Raw genomic sequence first — 15,747 nt, forward strand, 5'->3', positions numbered from 1 at the left:
CCATGAGCGGCAACGCGCATTCGGCCGCACCCGTTCTGCCGGCCCAGGGCCGCCTGCGGCCCCTCGGTCTGCGGGACGTGGAGATCACCGGCGGATTCTGGGGTGAGCGCCAGTCGATCAACGGCGCGGCCACACTCCAGCACATCGAGCACTGGCTCGAGCGCGAGGGCTGGATCCGCAACTTCGACCTGACCGCGAACGGCGGCGACCCCGGCGAGCGCCGGGGACGCGAGTTCTCCGACTCCGAGGTCTACAAGTTCCTGGAGGCCATGGCCTGGGAGATCGGCCGGACCGACGACGCGGAACTGGAGTCACGGTTCCGCGCGATCGTGCGGCGGGTCGGCGCGGCCCAGCAGCCCGACGGCTACCTGAACACCAGGTTCGGTCGGCCGGGACAGGCGCCGCGCTGGTCCGACCTGGAATGGGGGCACGAACTCTACTGCGTCGGACATCTGCTCCAGGCCGCGGTCGCCCGGGCCCGGACCCGCCCGGATGCCGACGACGGGCTGCTCGACATCGCCTGCCGCGCCGCCGACAACGTGTGCCGGACCTTCGGACCGGACGGCATCGACAGCGTCTGCGGGCACGCGGAGATCGAGACCGCGCTCGTGGAGTTCGCCCGCGCCACCGGCCAGGAGCGCTACCTGACCCAGGCCGCCCTCTTCGTCGACCGGCGCGGTCACGGCCGGCTCGCCGACGTGGAGTTCGGCCGGGAGTACTTCCAGGACGACCAGCCGGTCCGGCAGGCCACGGTGCTGCGCGGCCACGCGGTACGGGCGAACTATCTGGCCGCCGGTGCGGTCGACGTCGCCGTCGAGTTGAAGGACGCCGGCCTGCTGGACGCGGTGCGCGGCCAGTGGCGCAACACGGTGTCGCGGCGCACCTACGTCACGGGCGGGCAGGGCTCCCGGCACCAGGACGAGGCGTTCGGCGGGGACTGGATGCTGCCCCCCGACCGCGCCTACTCGGAGACCTGCGCGGGCATCGGCTCGGTGATGCTGGCCTGGCGGCTGCTGCTCGCCGACGGCGACCCCCGGTACGCCGACCTGATCGAGCGGACGCTGTTCAACGTGGTGTCGACCTCCCCGGCGGCCGACGGGCAGAGCTTCTTCTACACCAACACCCTGCACCGTCGGGAACTCGGCACCACGCCCGACACCGACCGGCCCAGCCTGCGGGCGGCGGCGTCACTGCGGGCGCCCTGGTTCGAGGTGTCCTGCTGCCCGACCAACGTGGCCCGCACCCTGGCCAGCCTGTCGGCGTACGTCGCGACCTGCGACGACGACGGGCTGCAACTGCACCAGTACCTGAGCGGCACGGTGGAGCAGCACCTCGCCGACGGGCGCAGCCGACGGGTGCGCATCACGACGCAGTACCCGTACGACGGCCAGATCCGGGTACGGGTCGACAGCGACGACGAGCACCCCTGGTCGCTGTCGTTGCGGGTGCCCGGGTGGGCCGACCAGGGGGCGACGGTGACCGTCGACGGGGTGCCCCGGCCGGTGGCTGCGGGCGTGTTCACCGAGCATCGGGCGTGGCGGCGCGGCGACGAAATGGTGCTGCGGCTGCCGATGGCGCCCCGGTTCGTGCACCCGGACAGCCGTATCGACGCGGTGCGCGGCTGTGTCGCGGTGGAGCGCGGCCCACTCGTGTACGCCCTGGAGTCGGTGGACGTGCCGGGCGTGGCCAGCGTCGACGACCTCCGCGTCGACGCGGGTCGACCGCCGCGCCTGCTCGACGGTCAGGTCCTCGTGCGGTGCCGTCAGGTGCGCGGGCAGGAACACGACTGGCCCTACCGGGCCGACGCCGTCGAGTCGGCGCCGGTGCCGGTCGACGAGTTCGACGACGTGCCACTGGTGCCGTACCACGCCTGGGCCAATCGCGGGCCCTCCACCATGCGGGTCTGGCTTCCCACCGACACCGCCCTGCCGGAACCAGCGCCAGGGCAGCCCTGATGTTAGCGCTCACAGCGGTCGATGACCGATGACGACACAGCCGTTCGAATCACCGCCACAGGTGCGACCGGGCGCCTCACCCGCCCCCGCGCCGAGAACAAGGAGGAAGGAAATGATCCGTAGACGCGTGCGAAGGGCGCCCCTCTGGGCAGCCCTTGCCGCGCTCGTGGTGACAGGGTCGGTCGCCGTACCGTCCCCGGCCCACGCGGCGAGCCCGATCCTGCCCGGCAACGAGGGCGACGTCGGGGTTTACACAAACGGACAGAGCCACGTCATGGACATCGGTGACCCGGTGTACAGCAACGTCGGCGACGTCGCCAACCAACTGCGGCCCGGAGTGCCGTTCACCGCGGACAGCATGCACCAGTCGATCTTCGACAAGGACCTCGCCGACGGCGGCACCGACTACTACCTCGACCGCATTCTCGGCGTGCAGGGTGCCCTCGGGTCAGCGGTGCTGATGACCCGAGGCCGTTCGCTGTACATGCGGGGCGCGAGCAACAACAACTTCACCGTCATGGGCTTCGCCGGCAGCGCGTTCGTCGGCGGCCCGAACAACCTCGGCAACCTCTACACCGTCACGGTGCCCGGGCAGACCGTCAGCGAGGTCAACGCCCACCGGTTCAACGCGCCCAGCCACGCCAAGAGCCGGTACACCATCGGCGCCACCGGGGTCACCGCGAACCTGACCAAGTTCATCACCTACGACAACGTGGCGGTCACCGCCATCGAGTTCAGCAACCCCGGCGACGAGGCGGCCACCTTCACCGTCCGTGCCGCGTCACCGCTGGCCACCCAGGCCGCCGGCGAGGATGCGCTGACCGGCACCCGCACCATCACCAGCGGCTCCAACAACGGGCTGGTCGACACGGCGTGGGACACCATCCGCATCGACCTGACCGGTGCCGGCTTCACCCGCAGCGGCAGCAACCTGGACCGGGAGATCACCGTCCCGGCCGGTGGCTCGACGTCGCTGTCGGTCGTCGGCGCGGTCTCCTCGGCCACCCTGCCGGAGACGGTGCAGAGCTACCAGGAGTACGCCGAGCTGTCGCCGGCGCAGGCCGTGCGCACCGGCATCACCGAGTTCAACCGCCGCTGGGCGCAGGACGTCCCCTACATCGACGTGCCCGACCCGGCGTTGGAGAAGGCCATCGTCTACCGCTGGTGGGGTGAGCGGTACAACTCGCTCGACGCCAACGCCTCCGGGCACGTCTACCAGTACCCGACGACGATCGAGGGGGTGAACCTCTACCAGAACGCCGTCGCGCTGACCCAGCCGATGCACCTTCAGGACACCAAGTGGCTGCGTACGCCGTACCTGCCGTACGGTCAGATTCTCAACATCGGTGAGCTGTCCGGCTCGTCGGCCTTCCTGGACAGCCCGGGGCACACCAGCTGGAACAACCACTACTCGCAGTACCTCGGCACCGCCGGGCTCGAGGCGTACAACGTGCACGGTGGTGGCAAGGACATCGCCCGCAAGTTCGCCGGGTACTTCGAGGGTGACGGCGTCGGTCAGCTCGAACACTACGACGGCAACAACGACAAGCTGATCGCGTACGACACCAACTACATGCCGGGCAACGACGCCGACGCCATCACCTTCGGCTTCCCGAAGTCCAACGCCGGCGCCCCCGGCGCGCGGACCATCGAGCGGCCCGAGTCGGCGTACGTCTGGGGTGCCTTCGACGCGGCCCGGCAGCTCTACCAGCTCGCCGACGCCGACCAGGCCAAGGTCGACGAGATGGCGACAAGCGCCGACCAGATCCGCGACGCGATCCTCAACCGGCTGTGGAGCCCGGACATGCGGATGTTCCTGGCCGGCACGTCGCACGGCGCCACCAGCGCGGCCAGCGCCAACGGGCGGGCCAACCCGCTGCCCGCGTCGGCCCGCAACCTGATCCCGGCCAAGGAGTCGAACCTCTACGACGTCTACGCCGAGAACCTGATCCCGAAGGACCAGTGGCAGACCTACGTCGACGGTTTCCGGTTCCTGACCTACGGCGACAACTTCCCGATCTTCCCGTTCTACACCGCGAACCAGTACGACCGCGCCGCCTACGGAATCGGCGGCTCGAACAACTTCTCCAACATCAACTTCACGGTGCAGTACCGCGGTGTCCGCTCCGCCCTGCGGCACTACGACCCGGAGCAGAAGTACATCACCCCGGCGTACGCCAAGCGGCTGCTGGACTGGATGGCCTGGAGCATCTACCCGAACGCGGACATGCGGATCGCGAACCAGGCGGAGTACTACTCCAACTGGAACCCGAACACCCGCACCTACAACCGCAACAACCAGAACCACATCATGCTCGGCAACATGAACTACATCTTCATCGAGGACATGGCGGGCATCCAGCCGCGTTCCGATGACAAGATCGAGCTCTGGCCGATCGAGTTCGGGTACGAGCACTTCATGGTCAACAACCTGCGGTACCACGGGCAGGACGTGACGATCGTCTGGGACCCGGACGGCAGCGAGTACGGCCTCGGCGCCGGATACAGCCTCTTCCTCAACGGGGAGAAGAAGGTCAGCACCGACAAGCTCGGCAAGCTCACCTACGACCCGAACACCAACCAGGTCCAGGCCTCCGACGGGCTCACCGTCACCTTCACCGCGACCGAAGGGACCGACTTCCCGGCTGCGGTGGACACCCCGATCGCCGACGAGCGGGTGGTGGGTTACCTCAAGACCGCCGGCATCGACCTCACCGAGGACGCGCCGAACCTGGCGCAGGGCGCGCAGCTCAGCTCGTCGTACACCCAGCAGGGGGTGCGGCCGACGCCGTGGCGGCAGTTCCACACGCCCGGCTGGAGCACCACCTCGATGAACTACACCCCCGGCGCGATCTCGGTGACCGAGCGTCCGGTGTCGCTGGCGGCCGTCACCGACGGGGTCACCGCCAACGAGCCCTACTGGGGCAACTACGGCACCACCGAGCGCAACGGCTACGTCGAGTTGGACCTGGGTGCGGCGAAGTCCTTCGACAACGTGAAGGTCTTCTTCGTCAGCGACCGGCAGGCCGCCGGCTACCGGGAACCCGCTCGCTGGTGGATCCAGGTGCCCGACGGCAACGGCGGCTGGCGGGAGGTGCCGGACCAGTTCAAGAACCCGACGGTGCCGTCGGCGAAGTTCAACGAGGCGCTGTTCGACACCGTCACGTCGAGCAAGGTCCGCATCGCCTTCACCAACAACCCGACCTTCTTCACCGCCATCTCCGAGATCCAGGTCTTCGACTCGGGACGGGACGTGCCCGAGGTCACCAACCAGGCGCCGGTCGTCACCGCCGCCCGGGACAACTCGACCGACGGCAACCTGTCCACCCGACTGGTCGCCACCGCCACCGACGACGGCATCCCGTACGACAACGACCTGACCTTCGGCTGGGAGACCGTCTCCACCCCGGAGGGTGCCGGCGTCATCTTCGCCGACGCGCAGGCGCTGTCCACCCGGGTCACCGGCACGATCGCCGGCGACTACGTGTTCCGGTTCGTCGCCGACGACGGCGAGAAGCGCTCGGCAGCCACCGTCGCGGTGACCCTCACCGAGCGTGAGGTCAGCGCGGAGTTCGGTGCCTCGGCGACGATCAGCACCAGCGGCACCGCCTCGTGGGAGAACCACTCCCGGGTCAACGCCCCCACCAACCCGGCCAACTCGAACCCGGGCACCGGCCAGGGCTGGGGCAACTGGGGTCAGCCGGCCAACGGCACCAGCCTCGACCGCCAGGCGTGGATCCAGTACCGCTGGGACGCGCCGGTACGACTGTCCTCGACGGACATCTACTGGTACGACGACAACGGCGGCACCCGCCGCCCCGCCGCCGGCACGTACGCCATCGAGTGGTCGACAAACGGCAGCACCTGGACGCCGGTCACCCTCACCGGTGACTCGACGTACGCCGGTGGGCTGGTCACCAACCGCTACAACCACTTCGATTTCGCCCCGATCACCGCCAGTCACCTGCGTATCCGCATCTGGGGCGTGCAGGGCAGCGGGGCCGGCACCGGCGTCCTGCGGTGGCGGGCCAACGGCGAGACCGTCGACTCGGTGCGTTCGCCGGTGCTCATCCGCACCGGTGTGGGGCAGGTGCCGACCCTGCCGGCCACGCTCGACGCAGTCTACGCCAGCGGCGCCCGCGGCACTGTGGCGTTCAACTGGCAGGAGATCACGCCCGAGCAGGTGGCGGAGCCGAACGTGGACCCGTTCGTGGTCTACGGCACCAACGACGCGTACGGCCTGATCGCCGAGGCCCGCATCTACGTGCGACCGGAGATGTCCACCGGCGGTATCTCGATCCAGGGTGCCGAGACCTTCGAGCAGGCCGTCGAGGTGGGCGAGCTGCCCTGGCTGCCGGAGAAGGTGTCGGTCTCCTACAACGACGGTTCCCGGGACAACCAGGCCATCGGGGTCGAGTGGAACTTCGACGAGAACATCGTCAACGTCCCCGGCCGGTACACCATCATCGGTGACCTGATCCTGCCGCCGTACGTCAGCCAGGCCGGGGCCACCCGGACCACGCTGACCCTCACCGTGGGCAACCCGCCCGAGACGCCGACGTGGGACGTCGAGGTGCAGGCCAGCACCCGCTGCACCGGCCGCAACGTCTACGTCACGGTCAACGCCCGCAACGCTGGGGACGTGCCGCTCACCATCGAGCTGGTCACGCCGTACGGGTCGCGGACGGTCGCCGACGTGGCGTCCGGCAAGTCCGCCTTCCAGGCGTTCAACACCCGCGCCACATCGGTGCCGGCGGCGACGGCGACGGTGAAGGCCACCGGAATCGTCGACGGCGAGCCGGTCACCGTGGAGTTCGAGGCACCGTTCGGCGCGCTCACCTGCGGCTGACCTCCCCTGGTGGCGGCGTCGGCGCATCGGCGCCGCCACCATCGCATCGTCCCGTGAGGAGATGGACACCGTGAACACCACCGTGGGGCGGCACACCGCCCCACCCTCGCGTCACCGTCCACGTCGGGCGGTCGCCGTGGCGGCGGTCGTCGGGCTCGTCGCCGCCGGCCTGACCGGCATCGCCGGCCCGGCGCAGGCCGCCGAACCCGAGTCGTACACCTTCACCAACACCGTCAACCCGATCCTCGGTGACGGCAGCTACTACTCCGCCGACCCGGCGCCGCTGGTGGTGCCGGCCGGCGCCCCCGGCAACGACGGCGACCACGACCAGCTCTACATCTACACCGGCCACGACCAGGCCGGACCGGCCACCAACGACTTCATCATGAACGAGTGGGGGGCGTTGCGCAGCACCGACGTCGAGTCGGGCCAGTGGACCCACTTCCCGTCGTTGATGCGCCCGGAGACCACGTTCGCCTGGGCGACCCCCGGCCGGGCGTACGCCGGTCAGGTGGTCCGGGGCGTGGACGGCCGCTACTACTGGTACGTCCCGATCCACGAGCGGGACAGCCCGGCGTCGGACAAGTTCGCCATCGGCGTGGCCGTCTCGTCGAGCCCGACCGGCCCGTGGACCGACCACGCGGGCGGACCGATCGTCTCGCAGCGGGTGCCCACCGCCAACACCATCCACAACATCGACCCGACGATCCTCGTCGACGGCGAAGGCCCCGACCAGCGGGTCTACCTGTGGTGGGGTTCGTTCAGCCAGCTGCGGATGCTCGAACTCGGCCAGGACATGAAGACGCCGATCGGCGCGGTGCGGACCGTCACCGGGTTGACCGGCTTCTTCGAGGGCGCCTGGGCCTTCAAGCGCAACGGCACCTACTACCTGGCGTACGCCGGCAACAACGCCGGCCCGACCTCCCAGTGCACCCCGGCGAACTACCACGCCTGCCTGGCCTACGCGACGGCGTCGTCGCCGCAGGGACCGTGGACCTACCGGGGCACGTTCCTGCGGCCGGTCTCCTCGACCACCAGCCACCCGGGCGTGGTGGAGTTCGACGGGCAGTGGTACCTCGCGTACCACACCGCCGACGCGGTCGGCGGCGGTCACTTCCGTCGGTCGGTGGCGATCGACCCGCTGGAGTGGGACGACACGCAGACCCCGCCCCGGATCAAGCTGGTCACCCCGACCCCGGCCAAGGGCCGTGACCTCACCCCCCGGCCGAACATCGCCCAGGAGGCGCGGGTCACCGTCTCCAACGAGCCGGTACCCACGCAGTACTGGGTGAAGGCGCTCAACGACGAGATCGTCCGACGCAACCCGTTGCCGCCGGACATGTGGGGCACCTGGACCGGCAACAACCCGCCGCAGCAGTGGGTGCAGTACACCTGGGACCAGCCGATGCGGATCAACGGTTCGCAGATCGAGTTCTGGAACGACCAGCCGCAGGGCACCGGGGTCGGGGTGGCTGCCCCCGCCCGCTGGCGCATCCAGTACTGGAACCTCGACGCCGGGCAGTGGGCCGACGTGCCGAACCCGAGCGGCTATCCGACCGGCACCCAGGGCTTCCAGAACACCACATTCGACCCGGTGACCACCACGCAGGTCCGGGCGGTCTTCGACGCCTCGACGAACGGCAGCACGTACTCCGCGGTGGCGGTCGAGGAATGGAAGGTCCTCGCCGCGCAGCCGGAGACGGTCAGCGCGCCGGCGATGACTGTGGAGGTGGGGGAGACCGACCTGCCGGACACCCTGCCGGTGTCCTTCGGCGCCGAGACGCTGCGCGTGCCGGTCTACTGGGACGAGGTCACGCCGGACGACGTGGCGACGCCCCGGACCTTCACCATCTCCGGCACCGTGCTCGGCTACGCCGCCGGGCGGGTCTCCGCGCAGCTCACCGTGATCTCCCCGGACGACACCGAAGGCGACGAGACCGCGCCGACGGTGACCCTCACGCCCAGTGGCAGCGCCGGCAGTGCCGGCTGGTTCCGCTCGGCGGTGCGGGTGCGGGTCGCCGGCGTCGACGACCGGGGCGGCCGGTTGAGCATCTCCTCGCGGGTCGACGACGGCGAACCGGCCGTCGTGAACGACGTGCGGCACGTCGACGTCACCGTCACCGGCGACGGCGAGCACACCGTCACGGCGACCGCGACCGACCGCGCCGGCAACGTCTCGACGCCGGCCAGTCTCGCCGTACGCATCGACGCCGTCGCGCCGGTCAGCACGGCCACCGTGCACGGCACCGCTCGTACGGTCACGGTGACCGCGACCGACGCGACCTCCGGGGTGTCCCGGATCGAGTACGCCATCGGCACCGGCGGGTGGCAGACCTACACCGGTCCGGTCGCCGCACCGGACGCCAACCGGCACACCCTGTCGTTCCGGGCGCTCGACGTGGCCGGGAACCTGGAGACGGCCAGGACGGTGGTCGTCCCGGCGGACCTGTCCGGCCCGCTGACCGGCAACATCGCGCCGATCGCCACCCCGGCCGCCTCCTACACGGCGAGCTGGAACAGCCTCACCGCGCTCAACGACAACGCCGACCCGACCAACCCGGGCCAGGCCCAGATCTGGGGCACCTGGTCCGGCACCCGGCCGGCCACCCAGTGGGTGCAGTACACCTGGTCGCGTCCGGTACGGATCACCGGCACCGAGCTGAAGTTCTGGCGCGACTCCAATCAGGGCTCCGGCGACGGTGTCGCCCAACCCGACGGCTGGGTGCTGCAGTACTGGGACGAGACCGGCTCGTCCTGGCGCGACGTGACCGGGGCCGCCGGATACGGCACCAGCACCACCGCCTTCAACACCGTCTCCTTCGACCCGGTCACCACCTCGCGGGTGCGGGCCACGATCCGGGCCAACGGCAACGGCACCACCTGGTCCGCGGTGGCGATCACCGAGTGGCGGGTCTTCGCCGACGACCCGGGTGTCGTGCCGGAGCTGCCGGTGACGGTGACCGCGCAGCCGCGATGCGTGGCCGGCAGGGCGTACCTGGCGGTGCAGGTCCGCAACGACCACGACGCGCCGGTCGACGTCACCGTGCAGACCGCGTACGGCGAACGTGTCTTCGCCGCCGTGGCGCCCGGTGGCAACGCCTACCAGCAGTTCACCACCCGTACCGCCTCCATGCCGGCCGGTACGGCGACCGTCCGCGTCAGCGGCTCGGTCGACGGCAGGGACGTGACGACTGTCGTCACCGCACAACACCCCGGCGTCGACTGCGCCGCCGATCCGCGACAAGCCCAGTAATCACAGACGACGAACGGAGAAACGAATGAACACATGGAGTCGTAAGCGGCTGCTGGCCGCCGGTGCGTCCGGTGCCCTGCTGGCCGGGGTGGTGGCGGTGGGTTCGCCTGCCTTCGCTGAGCCGGGTGACGAGGCCGGGGTGGAGGTGACCGTCGAGATCGAGGAGATTCGGGAGCCGGGTGTCCTGGCGATGACGGTGGCCGCCGATTCGGTGTTGTTGTCGGAGGACGGGTCGACGTTGCTGGTCCGTCAGTTCACGGGCACCCTGCCGACGGTGACGGTCACTGACACCCGTACGGCCGACGAGGTGCCGGCCGGTGCCGCGTGGGCGGTGCTGGGTAGCGCGACCGACTTCGTCGGCGACGCCGACCAGGCGCCGATCGGTGCCGGTCATCTGGGTTGGAAGCCGAAGCTGATCGATGGTGGGGACACCGGTCTGGTCAGTGAGGGTGAAGAGGTCGTCACGGTGTTGGACGAGCCGACGCAGCCGGGTAACAACGTGGGTCTGGTGGACCAGGAACTGCTGGTGTCGACCTTCGATTCGGGTGCGGTGACTCCTGGCGAGTACACGGTTGATGCGGATCTGTTCCTGCGGACTCCGGCGGATGTCGAGGCTGGTGCGTACACCTCGACGCTGACCCTGTCCCTGTTCGAGTGATACGGCGGTCGGGGGCCGCGTGGGTGGCCCCCGACCATCGCCTGTGGCCGCAGGGGGTGGGCATGACAGTGCGACGGACCGGACCGGATTCAGACCTGCATCGGCAGCCCGTCGTGATGCAGCCGGAAACCGTCGAGCTGCGCCGGGTCGACCGCGAGACGCAGGCCCGGCAACTCCTGCGCGATCCGTTCGAACATGATCCGGCTCTCCAGCCGGGCCAGGTGAGCGCCGAGACAGAAGTGGATGCCGTACCCGAACGCGATGTGCCGCCCCACGTCGGCGCGGTGGATGTCGAACTCGTGCGGGCGCTCGAACACCGCCGGGTCGCGGTTGGCACCCCACAACGACAGGCCCACCCGGTCGTACGCCGGGATCCGCCCGCCGCCCAACTCGATGTCGGCGAAGGCGTACCGGGGCGGCACGATCTCGACGGGCCCCCGGAAACGCAACGTCTCCTCGACCACCACGGCGGCCAGCGACGGGTCGGCCCGCAGGGCCTGCCACTGCTCGGGATGGCTCAGCATCAGCCGGAGTCCGTTGCCGATCAGGTCGACGGTGGTCTCCTGCCCGGCGATGAGCAGCAGTTGCACCAGGGCCACCAACTCGTCCCGGTCGAGCCGGTCGTCCCGGTCCTCGGCGACCACCAGCGCGGTGATCAGATCGTCGGCCGGTGCCGCCCGGCGCGCGGCGGCCAACTCGTCGAGGTACGCCGCGAAGGCGCTGGTCGCCGCCGGGCCGTCCGGGCGTGCCGACACGATCGCCGCCGACCAGGCGCGGAACTGCGGCCGGTCCGGCTCGGGAATGCCGACCAGTTCGGCGATGACGTTGACCGGCACCGGGTCGGCGAGGTCGGTGACGGCGTCGATGTGCCCCAGGCGGCGGGCGCGGGCGACCAGCCGGTCGGCGAGATCGGTGATCCACGGCTCCAGTCGGGCCACGGCCCGCGCGGTGAAACCACCGCTGACCAGCCCCCGCAGCCGGGTGTGATCCGGAGGGTCGAGGCTGATGAGCTGCCGCGCCTCGATCCGGGCCGCCTCCGACAGGTCGTCCGTCCTGCGCTGCCACCCGCCGGGGCCGCGCCGGTGCATCTCGTGCCCGATCTCGGGGTGCCGCAGCCCGGCCAGCACGTCGGCGTGCCCCGCGACGACCCACAGCCGGTTGCCGGCCGGGTCGACCTGCGGCACCGGTCCGCCGCTGGCGCGTACCCGGTCGTAGAAGGGGTGTGGGTCGTGGCGGACCGCAGGGTCCCACAACTCCGAGACACCGAAGGCCACCGAACCTCCCCAACCATGAATGAGTTAGCGCTAACATATGGATGTTTCAGGGAGGTGTCAATCAAGGGACTTTCCCTTGAACCAAGCGCTGTCAGGCCCTATGGTGAGCGCTAACAATGGATCACTCCTGACATCGATGGCTCGGACCCGGCCGGCCAAAGGCCGCCGGCTCGCGGCGAGCGTTGCGGACCGCATGGGGAGTCGCGATGGATCCCAGCCGCCCCCACCCGGAAGGAAGGTCCCCTGTGGCGCAATTCGAGAAGCTTCCCGTCAGTCGACGTCAGGTTCTCCAGGCGTCAGCCGTCGGTGTCGCCGCGGGTGCCCTCCCGGCCACCGCGGCTCAGGCCGGTGCCAGGCCCGATCCGACGACCTCCCCGAGGGTGATCACCTCGACCACGACCGACGTCGGTCCCGGCGCCACCGCCCCGGTCCGGCCGTTCCGCCTGCGTGACGTGACCCTGGGCGACGGCCTGTTCCAGGAGAAGCGCGACCGGATGAAGAACTACCTCCGGCAGCTCGACGAGCGCCGTTTCCTGGTGCTGTTCAACAACCAGGCCGGCCGGCCGAACCCGGCCGGCGTCACCGCGCCCGGCGGCTGGGAGGACGGCGGACTGCTCAGCGGCCACTGGGCGGGTCACGTCATGACCGCCCTGGCGCAGGGCTACGCCGACCACGGCGAGCCGATCTTCAAGAGCAAACTCGACTGGATCGTCGACGAACTCGCGGCCTGCCAGACGGCCATCACCGCACGGATGGGCAGCGGTGGCCCCGGCACCGAGGATCCGGAGGAACCACAGATCGGCCGGGTGCCGGGCCGGTTCGGCAGCGGGCTGCGGCTCAACGGCCCCAGCCGGGCCGAGCACGTCACGCTGCCCCAGGAGGCGATCAGCCAGCTCACCGATTTCACCATCGCCACCTGGGTGAATCTCGCCGCCGCGCAGAACTGGAGCCGGCTGTTCGACTTCGGTCAGAACGCCACGGTCAACATGTTCCTGACCCCGCGGGCCGGAGTCACCGGCAGCGTGCCGCGATTCGCGATCACCGTCAGCGGCAGCGGTGGTGAACAGCGCATCGACGGCACCTCGGCGCTGCCGACCAACCAGTGGGTGCACCTGGCGGTGACCCTGACCCAGCAGACCGGGACGCTCTACGTCAACGGCGAGCAGGTCGGCCAGAACACCAACATGACACTGAGCCCGGCGAACCTCGGCAATCCGGGCAACCGGTGGATCGGGCGCTCCCAGTACGGCGACCCGATGCTCAACGCCACAGTCGACGAGTTCCACATCTTCGACCGGGCGCTGAGCCCGCAGGAGATCCAGTCCCTGCAGGACTCGCCGGCCGGCAGCACCGGCGGCGGGTCGATCGCCTGGTACCGGTTCGAGGAGGAGGGCGGCTCCACGATCCGCGACGCCTCGCCCAACGGTCGCGACGGCGGCATCGTGGCGAGCCAGAGCAGCGGCGGTGCCCTGTGGGTGCCGACGCACCCCGGCTACCTCGGTGCCATCCCCGAGGACGCGGTGCTGCGGCTCGGTCCGCCCCGCTGGGCGGTGTACGGCAGCAACGCGACCACCAACACCTGGGCGCCCTGGTACACCCAGCACAAGATCATGCGTGGGCTGCTCGACGCGTACTACCACACCGACAACGCCACCGCCCTTGACGTCGTGGTCAAGATGGCCGGCTGGGCGCACCTCGCACTGACCATCGGCGACAAGAACCATCCCGCGTACACCGGCCCGATCACCCGGGACAACCTCAACTACATGTGGGACCTCTACATCGCCGGGGAGACCGGCGGCGCGAACGAGGTCTTCCCCGAGATCTACGCGCTCACCGGCGACCAGAAGCACCTGGAGACCGCCAAACTCTTCGACAACCGGGAGTCGCTCTTCGACGCCTGCGTCGAGAACCGCGACATCCTCGTCGTCACCCCGCAGAACAACCCCGGTCGTCGCCGCCCGGACCGGTTGCACGCCAACTCGCACGTGCCGCAGTTCGTCGGCTACCTGCGGGTCTACGAGCACAGCGGGGACACCGAGTACTTCCAGGCCGCGAAGAACTTCTACGGCATGGTCGTCCCGCACCGCATGTACGCCAACGGCGGCACCGGCGGCAACTACCCGGGCTCCAACAACAACATCGAGCTGTTCCAGAACCGGGGCAACATCGCCAACTCGATCGCCCAGGGCGGCGCGGAGACCTGCACCACGTACAACCTGCTCAAGCTGGCCCGCAACCTGTTCTTCCACGAGCACGACGCGGCCTACCTCGACTACTACGAGCGGGGCCTGATCAACCAGATCGCCGGCTCGCGCGCCGACACCACCACCGTCAGCAACCCGCAGGTCACCTACTTCCAGCCGCTGACCCCGGGCGCGAACCGCGGTTACGGCAACACCGGCACCTGCTGCGGTGGCACCGGCGTGGAAAACCACACCAAGTACCAGGAGACCATCTACTTCAAGTCCGCCGACGGCGACACCCTCTGGGTCAACCTGTACGTCGCCTCGACCCTGACCTGGGCGGAGCGCGACTTCACCATCACCCAGCAGACCGACTACCCGCGGGCGGACCGCACCAGGCTGACCGTGGACGGCAGCGGCCCGCTGGACATCAAGCTGCGGGTGCCCGGCTGGGTCCGCAAGGGCTTCTTCGTCACGATCAACGGCCTGGCTCAGCAGGTCACCGCCACTGCCAACAGCTACCTGACCCTCAGCCGCACCTGGCAGCGCGGCGACGTCATCGAGATCCGGATGCCGTTCAGCATTCGCATCGAGCGGGCGCTGGACCGTCCGGACACCCAGTCGGTCTTCTGGGGCCCGGTCCTGCTGCAGGTGCTCGGCAACCCGGGCAACGGCAACTACCGTGAGCTGTCCCTGTACCGCCACCTCAAGCGCGACGGCGACTACGCCCGCGCGGCGATCACCCCGGCGGCCACCACCGCGGCGGGGGACCAACTGTTCACCGCGAACGGCTTCACGCTGCGGCCGTACTACATCGGCGACACGCAGGCGGCGTCGTCGTACTTCCGGCGGGTGGAACCGACCGTGGTGTTCGGCGCCGCCGACACCGGCGTGCCCAACCGCAAGCGCAACGACGGCCTGCCGAATTACGACATTCCGGTGACCGACGTGCCGTCGCCGGGCACCGACGGTCCGACCTTCCTCGATCTGGTGTGGGACGAGGCGCCCTTCGCCAACCACGGCCAGTTCGTGTCGACGGTGACCCGCCTCGCCGGGGAGTTCGTCGAGGCCGGACTGTTCACCGCGGCCGAGCGCAGCACGATCGTCTCGCAGGCCGCCCGCTCGAACGCGGAACTCGATCCGGGGCACACCTGGAACGTCGAGGTCCAGGTACGCACGCAGCTCATCGGCGGCCGGGTCTACCTCGCGGTGAACGCGGTCAACGCCGACGAGGTGCCGTTGACCATCGAGCTCGACACCGCGTACGGCTCGCGTACGGTCACCGACGTCGCCGTCGGCAAGCCCGCCTACCAGTCGTTCAACACACGTCTGGCGGCGATCCCGGCCGGCACGGTGACCGTCGTGGTCACCGGGACGGTCGACGGCGAGTCGGTCACCACGCGGATCGAGGCGGCGTATCCGGCGGTCGGCGCCTCCTGATCGCCGGGTCGGGGGCGGGCGGACGGCACCGCCCCCGAACGGTCCCGGCAGGTCACCTCACGGCCGCGGCAAGGGGTCCGAAAAACGCTTTCGGGACGCGGGTCACGGCGCGGCCTCCCGGAGCCTTCCGAC

General features: G+C 69.9%; 6 protein-coding genes. 5 read left to right on the forward strand and 1 reads right to left on the reverse strand.

Annotated elements, in window-relative coordinates; genetic code table 11:
- Nucleotides 1–2: 2 nt before the first annotated feature.
- The 4 genes from VAB18032_RS13900 (at nucleotide 3) to VAB18032_RS13915 (ending at nucleotide 10,715) form a co-directional block, all read left to right on the forward strand.
- A complete protein-coding gene (locus VAB18032_RS13900) occupies nucleotides 3–1,955 on the forward strand; it encodes a glycoside hydrolase family 127 protein (RefSeq protein ID WP_013733485.1) in 1,953 nt (650 codons plus the stop codon).
- Nucleotides 1,956–2,067: 112 nt separating this feature from the next.
- Nucleotides 2,068–6,804, forward strand: coding sequence for an Ig-like domain-containing protein (locus VAB18032_RS33210; RefSeq protein ID WP_198408940.1), 4,737 nt, complete (start codon nucleotides 2,068–2,070; stop codon nucleotides 6,802–6,804).
- A gap of 61 nt (nucleotides 6,805–6,865) precedes the next feature.
- A complete protein-coding gene (locus VAB18032_RS30100; protein WP_013733487.1) occupies nucleotides 6,866–10,057 on the forward strand; it encodes a family 43 glycosylhydrolase in 3,192 nt (1,063 codons plus the stop codon).
- 25 nt (nucleotides 10,058–10,082) lie between these two features.
- Complete coding sequence (locus VAB18032_RS13915) at nucleotides 10,083–10,715, forward strand: hypothetical protein (protein WP_013733488.1); 633 nt, start codon at nucleotides 10,083–10,085, stop codon at nucleotides 10,713–10,715.
- 89 nt (nucleotides 10,716–10,804) lie between these two features.
- Here the strand turns inward: VAB18032_RS13915 and VAB18032_RS13920 are convergent, their stop codons facing one another.
- A complete protein-coding gene (locus VAB18032_RS13920; RefSeq protein WP_013733489.1) occupies nucleotides 10,805–11,989 on the reverse strand; it encodes a cytochrome P450 in 1,185 nt (394 codons plus the stop codon).
- 245 nt (nucleotides 11,990–12,234) lie between these two features.
- Here VAB18032_RS13920 and VAB18032_RS13925 point away from each other — a divergent pair, with 245 nt between their 5' ends.
- Entirely contained in the window at nucleotides 12,235–15,615 is a 3,381-nt protein-coding gene (locus VAB18032_RS13925) for a beta-L-arabinofuranosidase domain-containing protein (protein WP_013733490.1), read from the forward strand.
- The last annotated feature ends 132 nt before the right edge of the window (nucleotides 15,616–15,747 follow it).

Source organism: Micromonospora maris AB-18-032, assembly GCF_000204155.1.
GTDB classification, from domain to species: domain Bacteria; phylum Actinomycetota; class Actinomycetes; order Mycobacteriales; family Micromonosporaceae; genus Micromonospora; species Micromonospora gifhornensis.